The organism is Levilactobacillus suantsaiihabitans (assembly GCF_004745505.1).
GTDB lineage: Bacteria > Bacillota > Bacilli > Lactobacillales > Lactobacillaceae > Levilactobacillus > Levilactobacillus suantsaiihabitans.
Genome location: NZ_RKLX01000001.1, coordinates 97,433 through 113,217 on the forward strand (window position 1 = coordinate 97,433; position 15,785 = coordinate 113,217).

Annotated in this window: 13 protein-coding genes; 6 read left to right on the plus strand and 7 right to left on the minus strand. The window is 54.1% G+C overall.

The genetic code is table 11. The features are described 5' to 3' along the window. Nucleotides 1-47 precede the first annotated feature (47 nt). The 3 genes from EGT51_RS00450 to EGT51_RS00460 are packed head-to-tail and all read left to right on the plus strand — an operon-like array spanning nt 48 to nt 4,017. The gene (locus tag EGT51_RS00450) at nt 48-2,414 is read left to right on the plus strand and encodes an ATP-dependent DNA helicase (protein WP_135366834.1); all 2,367 of its coding nucleotides are present in this window, start codon (nt 48-50) and stop codon (nt 2,412-2,414) included. Continuing rightward, nucleotides 2,411-3,103, plus strand: coding sequence for a hypothetical protein (locus EGT51_RS00455; RefSeq protein ID WP_135366835.1), 693 nt, complete (start codon nt 2,411-2,413; stop codon nt 3,101-3,103). The genes EGT51_RS00450 and EGT51_RS00455 overlap by 4 nt, the downstream gene beginning before the upstream one ends. Next, nucleotides 3,100-4,017 carry a sce7725 family protein gene (locus EGT51_RS00460; protein ID WP_135366836.1) on the plus strand — a complete coding sequence of 306 codons (918 nt, stop codon included), beginning with the start codon at nt 3,100-3,102 and terminating at the stop codon, nt 4,015-4,017. Before EGT51_RS00455 ends, EGT51_RS00460 begins: the two co-directional genes overlap by 4 nt. A gap of 584 nt (nt 4,018-4,601) precedes the next feature. Here EGT51_RS00460 and EGT51_RS00465 read toward each other — a convergent pair. After that, entirely contained in the window at nt 4,602-5,642 is a 1,041-nt protein-coding gene (locus EGT51_RS00465; RefSeq protein ID WP_135366837.1) for a lactonase family protein, read from the minus strand. 139 nt (nt 5,643-5,781) lie between these two features. Here EGT51_RS00465 and EGT51_RS00470 point away from each other — a divergent pair, with 139 nt between their 5' ends. Continuing rightward, nucleotides 5,782-6,225 (plus strand): GNAT family N-acetyltransferase, encoded by a 444-nt coding sequence (locus EGT51_RS00470; RefSeq protein WP_135366838.1) that lies wholly within the window; start codon nt 5,782-5,784, stop codon nt 6,223-6,225. A 359-nt stretch (nt 6,226-6,584) separates the two neighbouring features. Here EGT51_RS00470 and EGT51_RS00475 read toward each other — a convergent pair whose 3' ends face one another. From EGT51_RS00475 to EGT51_RS00485, 3 genes are all read right to left on the minus strand, one after another. After that, entirely contained in the window at nt 6,585-8,174 is a 1,590-nt protein-coding gene (locus EGT51_RS00475) for an APC family permease (protein WP_135366839.1), read from the minus strand. 267 nt (nt 8,175-8,441) lie between these two features. Next, nucleotides 8,442-9,152 carry a VIT1/CCC1 transporter family protein gene (locus tag EGT51_RS00480; RefSeq protein ID WP_135366840.1) on the minus strand — a complete coding sequence of 237 codons (711 nt, stop codon included), beginning with the start codon at nt 9,150-9,152 and terminating at the stop codon, nt 8,442-8,444. 14 nt (nt 9,153-9,166) lie between these two features. Beyond that, nucleotides 9,167-9,853, minus strand: coding sequence for a VIT1/CCC1 transporter family protein (locus tag EGT51_RS00485; RefSeq protein ID WP_167850101.1), 687 nt, complete (start codon nt 9,851-9,853; stop codon nt 9,167-9,169). Between the two features lie 415 nt (nt 9,854-10,268). Here EGT51_RS00485 and EGT51_RS00490 point away from each other — a divergent pair, with 415 nt between their 5' ends. Together EGT51_RS00490 and EGT51_RS00495 are read left to right on the plus strand one after the other, a co-directional pair. Continuing rightward, nucleotides 10,269-10,769 (plus strand): Fur family transcriptional regulator, encoded by a 501-nt coding sequence (locus EGT51_RS00490; RefSeq protein WP_135366842.1) that lies wholly within the window; start codon nt 10,269-10,271, stop codon nt 10,767-10,769. A 527-nt stretch (nt 10,770-11,296) separates the two neighbouring features. Beyond that, on the plus strand, nt 11,297-12,394 hold the full coding sequence (locus EGT51_RS00495; protein WP_135366843.1) for a peptidoglycan recognition protein family protein: 1,098 nt from the start codon (nt 11,297-11,299) through the stop codon (nt 12,392-12,394). 467 nt (nt 12,395-12,861) lie between these two features. On the opposite strand, the gene EGT51_RS00500 is transcribed toward EGT51_RS00495, so the two are convergent. The 3 genes from EGT51_RS00500 to EGT51_RS00510 form a co-directional block, all read right to left on the minus strand. Then, nucleotides 12,862-13,647, minus strand: a complete 786-nt coding sequence (locus EGT51_RS00500; protein WP_135366844.1) for a YibE/F family protein — start codon at nt 13,645-13,647, stop codon at nt 12,862-12,864. Then, nucleotides 13,644-14,759 (minus strand): YibE/F family protein, encoded by a 1,116-nt coding sequence (locus EGT51_RS00505; protein ID WP_135366845.1) that lies wholly within the window; start codon nt 14,757-14,759, stop codon nt 13,644-13,646. Before EGT51_RS00505 ends, EGT51_RS00500 begins: the two co-directional genes overlap by 4 nt. A 573-nt stretch (nt 14,760-15,332) precedes the next feature. Continuing rightward, nucleotides 15,333-15,758 carry a universal stress protein gene (locus EGT51_RS00510; RefSeq protein WP_135366846.1) on the minus strand — a complete coding sequence of 142 codons (426 nt, stop codon included), beginning with the start codon at nt 15,756-15,758 and terminating at the stop codon, nt 15,333-15,335. Between the last annotated feature and the right edge of the window lie 27 nt (nt 15,759-15,785).

Here is a 15,785-nt window from a genome sequence, read left to right on the forward strand (position 1 = left end):
GGCGGAAAGTGTGGTATGATATTGCCAGAAATGGAGGCGATGGCCGGATGCCAATCAAATTAGGGGTGCGTGAGCTGGTGGAGTTCACCCTGCGTACCGGTGACCTTAGTGCCACCTCAGGCAGCCAGAATACGGCGCTTCTCGGCGCTCAGATCCACCGTCGCCTGCAAAAACAGCGCGGTGAAAATTACCAAAAGGAATACTACTTAGATAAGGAACTGAACTTAAACGGCGACGACTACCTGCTTCACGGCCGAGCCGATGGCGTGACCCTGACCGAACAGGCCGCCAGCATTGAGGAAATCAAGACGTCGGAAACGGTATTTGACCAGCTCAGTGACAACACGCTGACGCTGTATTGGGCCCAGGTCAAGATCTATGCTTACCTATTAATGAACAAAGAAACCGACTTGGACCAGGTCACGTTGACGTTGACCTACTTCCAGACCAACACGGAGACCACAACGCAGACCGACCAAGTCATCACCCGTGCAGAAGCCCAGGACTTCTTTAAGCAAGTCATCACGGAATATGTGACCTGGCTGAAATTTCGGGCGGACCTGCGCGCTCGGCGTGACCCCACTATTCAAGCGCTCAGCTTTCCCTTCGGCGCCTATCGTCCGGGGCAACGCGAGCTGGCCGTCGCCGTGTACAAGACGATTTTAACCAGCAAACGGCTCTTCGCCGAGGCCCCCACCGGTACCGGGAAGACCATCTCCACCCTGTTTCCCAGCATCAAGGCGATTGGCGAAGGCGTGATCCAACGCATTTTTTATTTAACGGCCAAGCAAAGCACACGGCGGGTCGCCGAAGAAGCCGTCAGTCTGATGGCTAGCCAGGGGTTGCGGCTCAAAAGCATCACCTTGACAGCCAAGGACAAGATCATGTTTCCCGAAGAAGCCGACCTGACACCCGAGGAGAACCCCTACATGTTGGGATACTACGACCGCTTGAAGCCGGCGTTGCTGGACTTAATTCAACATAACGACCAACTCACCCGCCCAGTCATCGAAGACTATGCGCGCAAACACACCCTGGACCCGTTTGAATTTCAACTGGATGCCAGCCTTTTTTGTGACGTCATTATTGGCGACTACAACTACCTGTTCGACCCGCAAGTCCACCTGCAGCGGTTCTTTGCAACCGAGGACCCCGATAATTTCTTCTTGATCGACGAGGCCCACAACCTGGTCAGCCGCTCGCGCGATATGTATTCGGCCGCCATCACCAGTCGGCCGCTGGACCACCTGATCGACACCAGCCGCGACGCCCCTCAGGCCACGCCCAAGTTGCGTCGGCGCCTGCAAGATCTGCGGGCTACCTTCAGCGACGTGGCCCAGCCCATGCTGGCGGACGGGGCCACCGACAAGACCTTCTTGTTGCCGCCAGAAAATTTTGACCACGACCTCGGCCGCTTGGTCGAAGCCATTCACGACTGGTTAGTCGACCAACCGCAAACGCCCTTTACCCAGGCCGTTTTGGACTACTACTTCACGGCCATCAGCTACCAGCGCATCGGCGAGTACTTCGACGACACCTACCGCATGCGCCTGGAGGTCACGGATGGCGACATCACGCTCAAAGAGCTGTGCTTAGACCCCAGCGCGTTTTTGGCCGACAGCCTGGCGTTGGGCCACGGCGCCGTGCTTTTTTCCGCGACCCTGTCGCCCATGGCTTACTACCAAACGGTGTTGGGCGGTGACCAGGACAGCCTGGCCTATCAACTGGACTCGCCCTTTGAACCCGAGCACCAAGCCATCCTGGTAACGACCTACATTCAAACCACCTACAAGCAGCGGGACGCCAACCTGGCCAAGATCTTACTTGCCATCAAGACGTTGGTCGATGGCAAGACCGGCAATTACCTGATCTTCTTGCCGTCCTACAGCTACCTGCTCAACGTCAGTCAAGCCTTTCACCTGGCCTATCCACACGTCAAGACCGTCAGTCAGGAAGCCAAAATGACCGAGGCCGACCGGTCGGCGTTTCTCGCCAACTTTACCGCCGATCCCAGTGAAACACTGGTGGGCTTTGCCATTCTCGGTGGCATCTTCTCCGAAGGCATCGACCTCAAGGCGGACCGGCTGATTGGCGTGGGTATCGTGAGCGTCGGCCTGCCCGGCATCAATCCGGAAACGGACCTGTTGCGCGACTACTTCGACGAGCAGTCCCATAGCGGCTTTGCCTTCGCCTACCAGATTCCCGGGTTAAACAACGTCTTTCAGGCTGCCGGCCGGCTGATTCGCGGGTCCCAGGATGTCGGTATCATTTTACTGATGGACCAGCGTTTCGCCAGTCCTCGCTACACCGACCTGTATCCGCGGCACTGGCAACATTTCCGCCGACTCTACCGCCCCGAACAATTGTCGCAAGCCGTGCACAACTTTTGGCATCAGGAGGTCTCTCAACCATGAAAACCAAATTAACCTTGGCCCTAGAGGCTACGCTCTACGCTTATTGCCGCGAGGCCGGGGCCTTTGCCGTCGAGGAGGTCACCATGCCCGATGACCAGGGCATCGTCGACACGCTCAGCTACCAAGAATTGCCGGACAAATCCATCGAATGGCGCTGCTACGAGCTGAAGGTCACCAAGAGTGACTTTCACTCCAAGGCCAAGCTGTCCTTCATCGGCCACTACAACTACTTCGTCTTGCCGCTCAAGCTCTATCAAGAAGTCGCGGACGAAATCCCGGCGAAGATCGGCGTGCTGATCTACCGGCCGTTTGACCCCGCCCTGTTAGCCACCGCCACGGAAGCCCCCAGCACCCCGGGGTATTTGACCGTGGCCCGGCCGCCGCGTCGCCAAGACTTACAGGTCCCCGCATCCGAATTGACCACCCGCTTCATCGCCTCGCAGGCCCGCGAAGTCGGCAAGGCCAAGCAGATGGCCACCGGGTTAAAACAGTACAGCACTGAACGGTTGTACCAAGAATTGAAGAAGCGCCATCAACATTATGATATTTATGATCCGGACGCCAACTTCTACGACCAGTTCATCGAAGACACCCAGTCGACGGCGGTCACGGCTCTCCAAAGTGAAATCGACGCGCTGAACCTCGAACGCCACCAGCTTCAGCAACAGGTAAAGGAGTTGCGCTCATGATTTATTTCCCCTATTTTCGGGGACGCCAGTACGATTTGTTGGCGCTGAAAAATATTGCGCAACAACACGTGCTCCCACCCAATATCATCCCCATCATCGAACCCGTCCGCGACATCCGGGCCCTGCCGCAAACCGTGGCGGCCTTTGTCGCGCACGGCCAACCCCTCGTGGTCATCGCCAACCCGACCGTCAGCGATTACGCTCTGACCCAACAAAAGCTTTATGATTGTCGGCCCTACGCGACCAACCCGCACCTCATCGTGGGCCACGTTTTGACACCCACCACGATTCCGGAGCACTTAACGGCCGCACCGAACCACCGCACCCTACTGGTAGCCCGCCAATATGACGAACTGGTCGCCGCTGATCAGTCCGGCTGGCTGACGGCGCCGACCTACCTGCTGGTACCGCCCGAGGCCCGGATTCGCCAGCTGCTCGACCGCCCCAGCGTGAGTCTCTTTGATCACGCCTGGGTTCCCGAACACGACCGCAGCTACGCCGATATCGTCGACGGTTTCTTCAGTGACGACTGGGCGATAGCGGCTCTCGACGGTTACCAAGGCGTCAGCGACTACACCATTGGCGGCGCGCATTACAGCGAGCACGGCTACCCCGCCCGCGCCGTCACGCTGCACTTGACCTACTTTGCCGGTGACCAGCTACGGATTCACCGCTTCGTATCCGACGACCGCACCGACTTTCGCCACCCCAAGGAAAAGTTCTTCCAGGCCGTGTCCAAATTGGCGCAGTGGTTGCCAAAACAAGCAGTCGCCGTCCAAACCCCTGCCGCGCAAACGTTAGCCGCCTATCATGAGCAACACCATTTCCCCGGTCTGGGCGTAGTCAAACGGCTGAGCCTGGAACACCATTTGCAGACCATGGCCGCTTATTTTAAGGCGCATTACCCGGTTTAATCTGCTGGAATTTCTGGCATTAGGATTAGCTGTTGGACGCTTCGTAGTCGGGGCTGGCCGCCTACCGTCCGCCAAATATGGGTTGGAACGCTGGGGCGGACGGGCCGAGCCAAAGTACGGTCTCGGCGCCTCGCTTTGAGCCGAAGCCCACGTCTCAAAGACGCCAGTTGCCTAAGCGGCATAAACCGCGCCGCTAAGGCAACTCCCACGGCTGAACCCATATTTGGCGGACTCTCGGCTACAAAAGCGCCAATCAATATTAACGGCTTAACCCTTGGTAGCAATTGACTCATCAACTAATTTTTAGCCAATACAGTATCACTAATAAACCCTAACTTGGTAGGAGCAGCCAGGGATAGTCCCTTTGGATTCGGCGGAGGTTCTACCTCAGGCTAAGGGTGTTCACCCATAACCGGCCTACTCCAGACGGACGCCAGCTTCTGAATTCACTAACTTTAGTAGACACCCCACTGTTGTTCCAGGAATTAGACACATCACTGCTATTTTCAATCTTTTACCGACCCGTACAGAAAAATACCGCAGTCAGCAAGTTTACTGACTGCGGTATTTTAATCTCATACAAATTAAGCGGGTAAGACGCTGACGCCTTCTGGAACCATGAAGTCCTTTTGAACCATCGTCAACTTACCACTGTCTGCATCGCGCTTGTACAGCGTGGCGTTATCCGAGTTTTGGTTGACCACGACGACCAGGCTTTGATCAGCGGTCCAATTGAAGTCCCGTGGGAAGTCACCTTCCGTGGAGATTCGTTGTACCAGCGTCAATTTGCCGGCGTCGTCACTGGCAAAGACGGCCAAGGAGTTATTGCCCCGGTTGGAAACGTACACGAACCGACCGTCGCTACTCAACCGAATGGCTGCGGCACCGTTGTGGGTCGTCCAGTCGGCGGGAATCGTCGAGGTGATTTCCTTCACGGCAAATTGACCGGTGGCTGGGTCGTAACTCAAGGTGGCCACGTTACTGCTCAGTTCGCCGACCAGGTAGGCAACACCCTTTTGATCATCAAAGACAATGTGCCGTGGGCCGTAACCGGCGGTCATTTCCAATTGACTAACTGGGGACAGCTTGCCTGCAGCAGACACGTCGTAGACATACACTCTGTCGGAGCCCAGGTCGCAGACGACTAACCGGTTGTCCGGTGTCAGGTCAGCGAAGTGAGGATGCGGACCATCTGCTTGTTCGGGTGCGGGCCCGACTGGATCTGAATCCACGACCTTGTCCGTTTCCGTCAACGTCCCATCTTCAGCAATCGCGTAAACCGTGACTGCGGCCGTGTGGTAATTGGCCGTGTAGACCAGTTGCCGAGCCTCATCAACTGAAACGTAGGCTGGTGACGAACCGGGATCCAAGACCTGTTGGATGGCCCGTGGCTTGTCTTCAGAAACGTCATAGATGATCAACCCGCCGTGGGTCTCGCCATCCGTTTCCTTCTTGTTGATGACGTATAAGCGTTTGGCTGCGGCCTTGGCAATGTAGGTTGGGCTTCCAGCTGAAGCTAACCATTCACAATCCATGAGCTTAGGTGCTGCGGTGTCCACGCTGATCCGGTAGATCCCGCGACTAATGCGCTTGGTATAAGTTCCAATGTAAAAATCTTCCGTCATGTGTGCTGCCCCTTTCAACTAGTTACTATCACTTCTAAGTATAGCACAGCTCGTGGGCAAACAACGAGGAAGTCACTGGTAGAAATCCGTAAAGACCGGTACAATGGAGTAAAATCACTTTTGAAAGGACCCACTACCCATGTCTAGTTTTGAAGGGTATCATCCCCTACTGACCCCCCTCTTTCGCTTCGATTGGTTGACGCAATTCAACCTGAAAAATGTCGCCGACCTGACTGGCAACGACCTCGGTGTCACCGCCGATTGGGTCAATACCACCATGCACGACACCATGAACCGGACTGCGCTGACCTGGGGCATCGAACGCCGCCGCGTCCACAAGCTGGTCGCCTGGGGCGGCTTTTCCGAACTGAACCTGACCAAACACACCGGCCAGATTGGCTTTGCGGGCAAACGCCTGCCTGCCAGCGAGCAACAAGAAATCGTCGACCGCCTGGTACACTTTGGCCACGAGGAACTTCAGCTCACGGAACTGACGCTCATCGACGCGGGTAAATTGGACCCCGCCGTCTTGGCCGCAGCCGGCTTCCAGCCACACGCCAACACTTGGCGGTGGCGCGCTTAGACTGGTGGTTAGTGGTCAAAACGATACCGCTATTATCGACGTTTTCCTTTAATTAATACCTATTTCAGGATGCCCGCCCAATCGCGAGCATCCTTTTCGTCTGCCTAACTATTCGGCACTCGAACTAATCTATCCTCATAAAACAGCATCTTATTTTCAGATGGCAGGTCAATTCTCCTTAGCCTGAATGACCAACTTTCGCCGGCGTCAGCGGCACTGGACTCCGTGTGCCCCAACCTCAAATGGCCGAAACGTGCGCCAGCAGGCAGCCGGTTCCGCTTAAGGCTGGTAACCGCCTTCTGCCCCACTCTCAACAAAAAAGGGCCGCCCACCTGGACGACCCTCGGTGAGCGACGGCGCTAGTCCTCGCTCACCCGTTGATTTAATTCTTCTGCAATCCCGAAAGACTCGCTGTAGTAGGCGTCGCGCACGCCCAGGTAGTAACAAGCCAGGCTACCGGCCGCTACCAAGACAAAGTCTAGGGGATAAGCCACCCAGCCGGCCCCGCCGAAATCGTGGCTACCCGCCAAAGACATCAGCGTGAGCCAGACCATTTCTAACAACAACCACCGACTGCCGCGCAAACTGGCACGTAAGGCGCGCCAGCCCGCGGGTCGACGGACTTCGTAGTACACGTAAAACACCAGACCCAGGGCAATCACGCCAAAGACTTCAATGGTCGTGGGCCATTTTGCCCAATAGATTGCCAGGCTGGCCAAGACGTAGGCCAACGGCGCCCAGCCACGCAGGCCGTGTAACCGAAATGGCCGCGCAAACTGAGGGGCTTGGTGGCGCAAGGCGGCCACGGTGACCGGTCCCGTCAAGTACGCAATCAGCGTCGACGTTGAGATCACGTTGGATAAGGCACTCCAATTCCGAAAGCCCGCCACTAAGACCACGCCCAACAACATGTTGACGACCATGGCCCGCCGCGGCGTTTGGTACTTGCGGTTGACCTCACCTAACCGCGTCGGCATGTGCTTGGTCCCGGTCATAGCAGCCAAGGCCCGACTGGTCGTGGCGACAAAGGAGACTCCAGTCCCAAACGGCGACACGAAGGCGTCCAAGTACAGCAGCGTCGACAGCCAGCCCAGATTCAACAGGATGGCTAGATCGGCGAACGGTGACTGGAAGTTGATGCCTTGCCAGCCGTGAACCAGCTGCGATGCCGGTACCGCGCCAATGAAGGCCACCTGCAAGAGCGTGTAAATGACCGTGCTAATGCCAAAGGCAATCACAATGCCCCAGAGAATGTTGCGCTCCGGGTGGTCGATTTCATTGCCCATGTTGATAGTCGTTTGAAAGGCGTTGTACGAGAAGATAATTCCCGCCGCGGTCGTTGCCGAAAAGATCGATGCGCTACCACCGGGCATGAAGCCGGCCGTTTGGCTAAAGTTGTGAACGTCAAAGCCGGTCCAGATCAACACGATGATGGTCAACGTTGGAATCAACAATTTAAAAATCGAAATAAAACTGGTAAACCGCGTCAGCAATTTAACCGACCAAAAGTTCAATAAAGTAAAGGCGAGAATGAACAGGAACACCACGAGCAACCCCTGATTGGTAATGTTGCCATGACTGATAAATCCGCGTGTCCAGTTCGCCCAGGCCCAGGGCCACGACGCCATGTACTGCACGGCGGCCACGGCTTCAATGGGGATAATGGTTAAGAGTGACAACCAATTGGACCACCCCGCCACGAATCCCAGTAACGGGCCGTGGGAGAAGGCGGCGTACTGACTCATCCCGCCGCTCGTGGGAAACATCGTCCCCAACTCGATATAATTCAAAGCAATCAGGCCAATGACGACGGCCCCTAAAATCCATGATAAAACTGCGGCTGGACCAGCGATTTGGGCTGCCATTCCGGCCCCAAATAACCACCCCGAGCCAATGATGGCACTCAGCGTTAGCATGACCAGAGAGAATAAACTCATCTTGCGCTTCAAGCCAAATTCCTCACTTTCAAAAAATAGTCCGTTAACTCAGACACTTGGAAAATCCTTTCCAACATCTACGCCTCAGCCTTAGGCCGAAACGGGGACCAAAAAGGCAGCCGGCTGTGCTTAAAGCTGACAGCCCAACCATCCTCACCAGGATCATTCGGTCATCATCCTTAATACTCGCCGGCTACCTGAGTCCACTCTTAGTCAACGTGTTCGATACATTGTACACTTGCTATCTGGCAATGGCATAAGAAAGTGGAAATAATCTGCTTAGAAGAATTGCCCAACGTAATAGTGAATAAACATGGTAATAATGCCGACAATCAGGTTGCGGACAATGGCCGTCTTGACCAGGCCGTGACCTAATTTGGCACTCAGAAACCCGGTCAAGGTCACGGACAACAGGACCGCCACGATGGTTGCGGGCCACTGAGTCGCGGCTGGAAACAGCGTCATGGCTGCCAGCGGGAAGATGCCCCCTAAAGAAGCCGCGAACAGTGAAGAAAAGGCGGCGTCCCAGGGATTCATATAGTGGCCGAGTTGAATATCTTCCTTGACGTTAACGACCGTGCCCAGAGCATCCTTGGCCATCAAATCCTTGGCGATAGCCAGAGACGTTTCGGCGGACACCCCGCGGTCCTCGTAGAATCGTTGGACGGCCGCCTGCTGGTCGGCGTAGTTGCTCTTCAACAGCCGCGCTTCTTTTTCGACAGCAGCTCTTTCGGTATCCTTTTGCGTGCTGACGGAGGCGTATTCACCGGACGCCATGGAAAACGCGCAGGCCAACAGGTCGGACAAGCCGGCGATGAAGATCGTAAATTGATTGGTCGTCGCCGCGGCGACACTGAACAGCACCCCAACAACGGTCAAAATCCCATCGTTGGACCCGAGCACGCCGGCTCGCAACGTATTGAGCTTCTCATCCATTGTTTGGTGTTGCTTAGTTTTTTTATGCGTACGTAATTCTTGATTTGCTACCATTTAAACTGCCTCCCCTAGGCGAATAACCGCCCGATGCCGTAAGTGACTAGCATCGTTAAAATTCCCGCAATCACATTGCGAACCGTGCCGTTCCGCCGATTGGCATTGCCCAAGATGGCCGCCACGTAACCGGTGATCGATAAGGCAATCACCACAGCGACGAACGTCCCGGCAATCCGCCAGTTCTTCGGCATCAGACTGATGGAAACCAGCGGTAAGATGGACCCAGTTGGAAACGAGATCATCGACGCAATCGCCGCTGAAAATGGATTGGTATACTCCCCCACGTTGAAGCCGAAGCGCTCACGCACCGTGGTCTTCAGCGGATCTTTGGTCATCATTTCATGGGTGGCTTGTTCCGCCAATTCTGGCTTGATGCCACTAGCTACGTACTTGTCGCGCACAAATCCGTATTCCGTTTCGTAGTCGCTGTCCAACGCATTGGTCTGTGTCTGAATCGCCTTGCGTTGGGCGTCCTTTTGCGTATTGACCGACACGTATTCCCCCATGGCCATCGAGACCGTCCCGGCAATCATGCCGGCGATCCCGGAAATAAAGATGGCATAGCTGCTGGTCGCGGCCCCCGCCACCCCAACAACGATGCCGGCCACCGACAAGATACCATCGTTGGCGCCCATGACACTCGCCCGTAATACGTTGATCCGTTGCGCCAAGGTTGCTGGCTTCTTAGTTCTCTTCATCAATATCCGCCCCCAGATAAGTTTTGTGACATCCTTTTTTATTCTAACACTGTTCGAAATAAAAGTTTGGGTTAACTAATAATTTTGGCTAATTTAGAATCATTCTTATCTGTCACTAGACCCATTGTAAGCATCTTGCCTTGAAAAGTAAACTCTTATTTTGACTTTTTGGCAATTAATTGCGATTGATTCTAAATAAGTCGTTTTACTGGAACTCTTGGCTAGATGTGGTTTAATAGAGTCAGACTAGAGTCATTCTTAAAAAACATTTTCCCTAACCACTAGAATATGCGTATAATGGTCAAGTCGCTTCTATTCGGTAAGTGATACCAGCGACTCCATTACCACCTAAACCAAAATTTTGCTTCACTATTCTTATTGACAATAACACCTTTAATTAGAGGAGGGATTTATCTTGGCTGGTCAGCAGCAACTTCTTACTCACGCCTTACAAACGTTAAAAGACCACCACGTCCGGGTGACGCCCCAACGGCAGACGATTCTGACCTATTTGGTGACGCACCACAACCACCCCTCGGTCGACACGATTTTTAACGCGCTCGCCGTTGAGGCGCCCAACCTCAGCATGGCCACGATTTACAACACCTTGAATCTCTTCGTCGACCTGGGCATCGTGATTGAACTGCCCAACGACAACGGCGGGATTCGCTACGACTTCTACGGACGACCGCACTATCACGTTATCTGTGAAAATTGCGGTAAAATCACGGACGTCTTTACGCCGGAATTTTCTAAGATTGAAAATGAACTGAATGAACAGGCCAGTGCACAGACCGGCTACCTGGTCACCAGCAATCACGTTGAGGTCTACGGCCTGTGTCCGGAGTGCCAGCAAAAGCTCCACATCGACCCAGACCGACAAAAGTGGGCGCAAGAAGCCAACGACCGTCTATAACCTTCCGCCTACCGTTCGCCAAATATGGGTTGGAACACTGGGGCGGACGGGCCGAGCCAAAGGAAGGTCTCGGCATCTCGCTTTGAGCCGAAGTTCGCGTCTCAAATGGCCTCATGGCCGAAACGTACGCCAACAGCCAGCTATTTTAAATAAGTTCCAACCAGGTGGTCAGGGCCGTGGTCTTGACCCCTTTTTTCGTGCGGCCGTGGTTAGGAAAATTTTACTGAACCGTTACCAAACCAGCGGCTGGTTCCTTTCACAACTGTTTTCATAAAAAGGCCGCTCAGCCCCGCCATGGCAATGTTACAGCCACATTACAGGTGTCGTTAACTTTTAATCTATTTGCAAACACACCGAACAAAGGCCGCGGCTATCGTTATTAGCATCGTAATATTGGCCATGAAGCCCCGTCTGGCGCTTGTCGTGGCCACTGATAATGTATATAGTTGATAACGGATATTAATCGAAGACGACTGAGCAATCGGGTTTTCCCGGTTGTCGTAAAAATGACTAGAAAGATATGAGGGATGATCAGGGTGAAATTGCACAAAGTATTATTAACGGCATTGGCGACGTTGAGCGCTGCTGGGATCTTAGGACTGACCACGACTAACGCTTCGGCCGCGTCCAAGGTCAACAGTTACATTGACAGTCAAAACATCAAACCAGCTAAGATAACCAAGTCCATTTGGAGTGGTTTTCCAAAGAACAAGTACCGGCACGGCAAAGGCAAGCCTGAAGGTGTCGTCGTTCACGAAACGGCCAACCCCTCCTCGACCATTTATAACGAAATTGCTTACATGAAGCGCAACTACAACAACGCTTTCGTGCACAGCTTCGTCGATGGTTCCCGGATCATCAACATTGCCAACACCGATTACCTGGCTTGGGGCGTTGGTTTCCCCGGCAACGCGCGCTTCGTTCAATTCGAACAAGTTGAAGTCCACAGCAAGTCCGCATTTGCCCACGAAATCGCTAACGCTGCCTGGTACACGGCTTACCTGTTAAACGAATACAACTTGAAGCCTAACGACGCCGCTTACGACGGTAAGGGGACGGTTTGGTCTCATGGTTCAGTCGCCAAACATTTAGGTGGCTCCACGCATACCGACCCCGTTGGTTACTACGCCAGTGCGGGGAGCAAGTACTTTGGTCAAAAGTACACGATGTCCATGTTCTACACGATGGTCAAGAAGTACTACAAGGCCATGAACGTCAAGCACACCAAGCTGGTCTCAGCTAAGTACACGTCCGTGAACAAACAAGCAACGTTGAGCAAAAATTACAAGAAGTACTACCTGTACAACCACCTGAAGGGTGCCAACAAGAACGCCAAGCGGCAAAGTTGGTCCAAGATTTCGCCTAAGGTTGGCAAGACTTACTACATCGACATGGTTGGTAAGAAGAGCACGGGCCAGACTTGGTACCGTATCAAGCCTTCTAAGAACACCAAGAGCAAGACGCGTTACTGGGTCTACTCCAAGAACCTGTCTGGCGTGAAGAACGTGCCAACGACTAGCGCCAGTTCTAGTTCTGCCAGTTCTAGCAGCGTCGCCACCGCAGCGGCATCCAGTGCCAGTGCCAGCGGCAGCACCACTGAAACCAGCAGTGCTAGCAGTAACTAACTTATAACTATGTGAAACGACCATTCCGGTTCCCCCGGGGTGGTCGTTTTTTTGCCTGGTACGCAGTGACAGCGTGCAGATGGCCGCCAAATCTGAGAGAACGCTGGGACAGACGGTCGTCATGCCAGTGCCTCTCGCCGAGCACCCTACCGTAGCCTAAAAATTTCGTACAACTTTACAGATAAAAAGGCGTAGACCTACGAACAAACTTGGTCTACGCCTGAATCTTTTAAATTGGTGAAACTAGGCATCTACGTCAGTCAGGATTCCCACAAGTTAACGCTTATCAGCGACACCCTGCTAATCGGTGAATCAGTTAACAAGTCAAATGTGACAAAGGGCTAAACCAATTGTGGTTGGCAAGCACTCCAGTAACCGAGAGTCCACCGCGTTCCAACCCATATTTGGCGGACGGTAGGCGGCCAGCACAAACTCCGTTCTAACGAACGACTGGCAGATAAGCACCGCTATTTGTCCGCAGAGATTCGCTTAGCCGCGCGCTTGCGTTGGCCGGCGACGGCCCGCGTCATGACCCAGGTCGTGATGGGCACGGTCAGGATCACGCTGACCATGGCGAAGAGAATCATGAGAATCTCCGATACAAATATTTTATCATTTAAGATTTCACCCACTGAGTAATGCACACCGGTAAACCAAATGAACAGCGCCAGAAAGCCACCGAAGAAACCAAAAAACAAGGTGTTAAAGGTCGTCCCGATGATTTGCTTGCCCACGGCGATACCATCCCCCAACAAGCTCCTTAACGGGACCTGCGGGTGCTGCTCAAGGATTTCACTGAGACCCGCGGCAATCGCCATGGCGGCCTCGGCAATCGCCCCCAGCGTGCTTAAAATGGCCGTAGCGGTGGTCACCTGAACGAACTTGACGCCAACTAGCACCGACAAGCCCTCCAGGTCCTCGCTGTCCTCGGGACCGAAGCCCTGAACCAGCGCCCAGTGCTCGACCGGGACGATCAACAGGACCAAGACCACCAACACTACCGCCGAGGCGATGAAGGCCACCGTACTGGAGAGGTCGTCGCCACTGCTCATGAAGATGGTCAACGCCAAGACTAGCAGCCCGACCACTAACGTCACGATCAGCGGTGGAAATTGAAAGGCCACCAAGACGATGGCTAAGAACAAGAGCCCAAAGTTGAGCAGCAATGCCAGAAACGACTGGGCCCCGGCTTTGCCCCCCACCAGCACCATCAAGACCAATAAGACGAGTCCTAACACAGTAATCGTACTCATGCGCGCACCTTCTTTTCCATAAAGCGACTGGCCAAGAAACTGGCCAATGGGACCGCCAGCACGATGCCAATGCCACTGATGAGACTTTGGACGACCCCCATCGACATGTTCATCGAGAAGGTGTAGCCCCAACTATTGCCGTTTTTCAGATACAGCATTGCCATGGGGAAGGTGTCCGCCACGAAGATGAAGAACAGCACGTTGATCAGCGGGCCCATGATCGTACTGCCGATTTGGCGGCCGGACTTGAACACCTGCGCGGCTGAGAGTTCGGGCCGCTCACGTTTCAACGCAAACAGCGACGAGATGATGTCGGTCGACTCGTCCATGACCGCCCCCAGCGACCCCAACAAGGTCTCCGCCAAGAACAACGGCCGCGGCAATTGGGTGACGTACTGCATGGATTCGTAGTACATCCCTCGTTCATGGGTGAAATGAAAGACGATGAGCCCCACGACGATTGCGACGGCCGTGCCACCCAGCGTCGTGGCCAAGGTGATCAGCATTTGCCGATTGGCGCCCAACACTAACCACAGTGTCAGCGCCGCAAAGACCACGGCCAGGCTCCCGAAGATCCACAAGACCTGGGCGCCTTGCGTGGAACCGTTGAGCAGGATGGCTATTAAGAAGAGGACGCCGTTGGCCGCCACGCTCAAAAAGGCCATGAAGCCGCTGAATTGCATGATCAATAAGAGCAACCCCACGACCAGCCAGATCATGAAGACCAGCGGCGTGTCGCGTTTCAAATCCTTGGCCGAAGCCGTCAGGTGATCGTCCTGATGATCATGGACCACCACGAAGAGTTGGCTGCCCACCCGGTAGCGCTGATCCATGGCGCCCGACCGCGAATACGTGTTGGTGATCGTCAAATGGCGGCCGCGATATTGGCCGTTTAAAATCTGCCCGTGCAGCGTCTGCTTGGTCTGGACATCGGTGTTGTGAAAATCATCGGTCTCCTTGCTGCTGGGCCCCGTGGTGACTTGGGTTACGCGCATGATGGGGTCACGGTACAACGCCGCGTCATGTTGGGTCCCCCAGACCAGCAGGCCCCCAATCAGCAGTGTCACCAACCAGGCGAGCACCCGACCCCGGTTTGTCTTTAAAAATTGCATGTCCCCGTCCCTTTCTTCCTATTTTGCAAACACGCATCCAATATACCACTTTCTGACAGGTCGATTCCCTATCACCAAAAATTTTAACAAAATCACAGGAACCCGCGGACTGTCAACCCTTCTGACCCTAAATAATTGTGAAAGTCCCGGGAAAGCCTTGCATTTTGGCCTAAAAACCAGTACACTTACAGTCGATTGTTATTTTAATTAAGCGAGGGTTTTTACAATGAGAAAAGCACATCCAAATGGCGTACAAGGCCGCCGGAAGGTTAACCGTAAAAAGGACCGGAAGCGCCGCGACGAAATTTCAGACTTACAACGTTGGTTAAAGAACAAGAAGTAAGCTGAAACGCCAATACCATGAAACGCACTGACACTCGTCGGTGCGTTTTGTTTTGCCTTAAAATCAGTGTATCAAAAAAGGACTGCCTTGAGTTCCTGCAGTCCCGGATAATAGCTATTTAATTTAGGCTCAGCTGTTAACTGCTGGTAAGCCTGCAATGTAGCGCCGGTAGTCGATGGGTCACCACCCGAACTAACGGCTGGGTCGTTAACGAACGGTCAGGCGGATGCTTAATCCACGACCAAGACGCTGGTTTCGGAGTTGTGGACGACGTAACTGGTGGTAGAGCCCATGATGGCGCGGCCGAGCCCGTGTACCCCGGAGCGGCCGATCACCGTCAGCGACGTGTGCAAGTCAGCTGGCAACGTCTTGGCAATCGTTGGTTTAGGTAACCCCACTTGGAATCTGGTTTCCACGGGAACCCCTTGCGCCTCAACCTCTTTGACCGCACTATCCAAGAATTTGCTAGCGGCATCCTTGAAATGCGTCACGATTTCGCTACCGAATTCCGCGCCGTAGTGGGCATAGGTCTGATCACTGGCGACGGAAACGATGAACAATTTAGACCCCAGCTCCTTGGCTAACTTAGTGGCCTCAAGCAGTGCTGCGTGCGCGTTTTTACTACCATCCATTGGTACTAAGATCCGTTCATACATAATATCCCGTCCTTCCTATAGTAAACC